Here is a 2,506-nt window from a genome sequence, read left to right as displayed (position 1 = left end):
GTCTCCGCCATCCCCGCGAAGAACGCGAAGGTGGGTGCCGCGCTTGACTGACCACCGGCAGCTCCCCGACCTGTCATGGCCGCGGCGAGGTCCGCCGGCATTCCCGGACACTCCGCCGCCCCCGCCGAAGTCACCCCATCAGTGGCTCCCGGTCCCGCCGAACGTGGGCCCGCCACGATCTGGGCCCCGGGCGGACTGCACGCGCGGCCTGTACGCGGCCCGTGGTTCAGCCGACGTCGGGATCGAATCCGGTACTCGTACAGGTGGGATGCGCGGCGCCGGCGCCCGGGTGCGCTCGTGAAGAGCGTTCCGGTTCTGTTGGACCTTGCGCATGCCGCTGCGGTGCAGACGGCGCCACTCCAGGTACATGGAGTCGACCGCGCGGGCGGTGGCGATCAGTTCGTCGGCCTGGTCGTCGGCGCCGCAGGCCGTACACCAGGTGCGGATGTCCGTGTCAGAGGGCGGTGCCTCGCCCTTCTGGATGCGGGTGATCTTCACCGTGCACGAGATGAAGCGGCTCGGCCGGCTTCAGCCGACACGTGGGGCCGGTCCATCACGGCTGACGATCTGCGCGGCCGGTCCGGAGAGGCGCCGGACAGTCCCCCATTACGCTCCGAGTACGTGTGCGAGTGCCTCGTCGAGTAGCTCCCGCAGAGCGGAGGAGGTCGGCGCGAGGGCGGTGGCGAGTAGTGCCGGGCCGCCGGCCAGAGGTGCAAGGACGGCGCAGCCGTCTTCGGTCCCTTCGCGGAGCAGGAAGGGGTCGCGCTGGATATCCAACTCTGGATCCACGATGAGAAGTTGGCCTACGGCTCGGTGTCCGCCCAGGACTGCGGGGCCGTCCCATCCGGGCTCGGGATCCCCGTAGGCGGTGTGTTGGTCGAGCAGCGGGCGTCCGGCGTGTTGGACCCGGATGCGGGTGACGAGGTGGCCCGGCTTCTCGTTGGCTCTGCCCAGGAGCTGCTCCTCGCGGAGCAGCAGTCGTGAGGTGGCGGCCAGGTTGACCGTGCAGGTCTGCTGCAGGTTGCTGCCGGCGGCGCTGATCAGCGGCTGTGGCAGCCACCGCAAGCCGGCGTGTTCCCCGGCGGTCAGCCGTACGTCGTAGGTGGCCGAGGCGGTCGTGGGACCGCGGAGGGCGAGCGTGGCGGCGGCTGTGGTGACTTCGAGTTCGGCGCGGTCCTCGGCGGTGATGTCGAGGGTGAGCCGGTCGCCGCCGAGCGGGGCGCTCATCGCGCCGATGATTCCCACCCTGGCGGCCTTCCCGCAGGTGCGCATGCGTCGTAGGTGGAACGGGCCGTCGCTGCGCAGTTGCGGGAGCGTGGTGACGCGTCCGTTGAAGGTGGCGCGGATGCGGGCGGTGGCAAGCACGCCGTGCGGGTGTCCGGGGGGTTCCTCGGCGCCGGCCGCCTGGGCGTACGTTTCGCACGGGGCCTTGGGCCTGGCGAGATGGGTGCCGGTGCTCATGAGGCAGCCTCCGCGCGCCACCGGGTCAGGTGGCCGGTGACCCAGTCGGCGATCTCGCGGATGCCGTCGTCCGAGGTGAGGCTGGTGAAGATGGTGGGAAGGTCACCACGTTGCCGTTCGGCGTCGGCGACCATGGTGGCGAGGTCGGCACCGACGTGCGGGGCGAGGTCGGTCTTGTTGACGACGAGGAGGTCGGCGGTGGTGATTCCGGGGCCGCCCTTGCGGGGGATGTCATCACCGCTGGCGACGTCGATGACGAAGATCTGCACGTCGACGAGGCCTTTGGAGAAGGTGGCGGTGAGGTTGTCACCACCGGACTCCACGAGCACGAGGTCGAGGGGGTGGAGGGCCTCCTCCAGGTGTTCGACCGCCTCGAGGTTGGCGGAGATGTCATCGCGGATCGCAGTGTGCGGGCACGCGCCGGTCTCCACCGCGGTGATCCGCTCAGGCGGCAGCACGGCCTCGCGCAGCAGGTACTCGGCGTCTTCGCGGGTGTAGATGTCGTTGGTCACGACGGCGATGGACCAGCGGTCCCGCAGGGTGCGGCAGAGCGCGGCGACGCTAGCTGTCTTGCCGGAGCCGACGGGCCCGCCCAGCCCGACACGGAGGGCTCGGCGGCTGCCGTCGGCGCGGAGCGGCTCGGCGCTGTGACTGTGGCGCTGCGGCATGGTCACAGGGTGGTCGAGGTGCACGAAGAACTCCCGGTGTGAAAAAGAGGTTTCAGGAAGCGAAGAGCCGGACGGTCCAGGCGGCGTGCTGTTCGCCGGTGATGTCCAGCAGCGGCGAGGACGCCGACGGCAGGGCGTCGATCCCCTCGGCCGCGACACGGTGCGCGGCCTGGGCAGCAGCTACGGCGACGGCGTCGGTATCGCAGCTGAGGCGGGCCAGCAGCCCCGAGGCGTCGAGCGGGTCGAGGCTGAGCAGGCGCACCGCTGCGGTGGCCGGGCCGCTGGCGTTCTCGTACGCGGCGGCGTAGGCGGCGTCCAGTGGGGTGAGCCCGGCGGCCCGGGCGGCGAGGCCCAGCACGAGCGGCTGGTGGGCGCCC

The 2,506-nt window shown here is 71.3% G+C and carries 3 protein-coding genes and 1 pseudogene; all 4 read right to left on the bottom strand.

Going from position 1 to position 2,506, the window contains the following annotated elements; all coding sequences use genetic code 11:
- Positions 1-285: 285 nt before the first annotated feature.
- Positions 286-495, bottom strand: a pseudogene (locus GA0115254_RS19930) (transcriptional regulator); the annotation flags it as partial.
- Between the two features lie 111 nt (positions 496-606).
- On the bottom strand, positions 607-1,461 hold the full coding sequence (locus GA0115254_RS19925; protein WP_093896639.1) for an urease accessory protein UreD: 855 nt from the start codon (positions 1,459-1,461) through the stop codon (positions 607-609).
- Positions 1,458-2,153, bottom strand: a complete 696-nt coding sequence (gene ureG / locus GA0115254_RS19920) for an urease accessory protein UreG (RefSeq protein ID WP_093896638.1) — start codon at positions 2,151-2,153, stop codon at positions 1,458-1,460. The genes GA0115254_RS19925 and ureG overlap by 4 nt, the downstream gene beginning before the upstream one ends.
- Positions 2,154-2,181: 28 nt before the next feature.
- On the bottom strand, positions 2,182-2,506 hold a 325-nt coding region (locus tag GA0115254_RS19915), incomplete at its 5' end, for an urease accessory UreF family protein (protein ID WP_305137313.1).

The organism is Streptomyces sp. Ncost-T10-10d, assembly GCF_900091955.1.
Lineage (GTDB): Bacteria > Actinomycetota > Actinomycetes > Streptomycetales > Streptomycetaceae > Streptomyces.
This window is presented reverse-complemented; position numbering and strand designations above follow the sequence as displayed.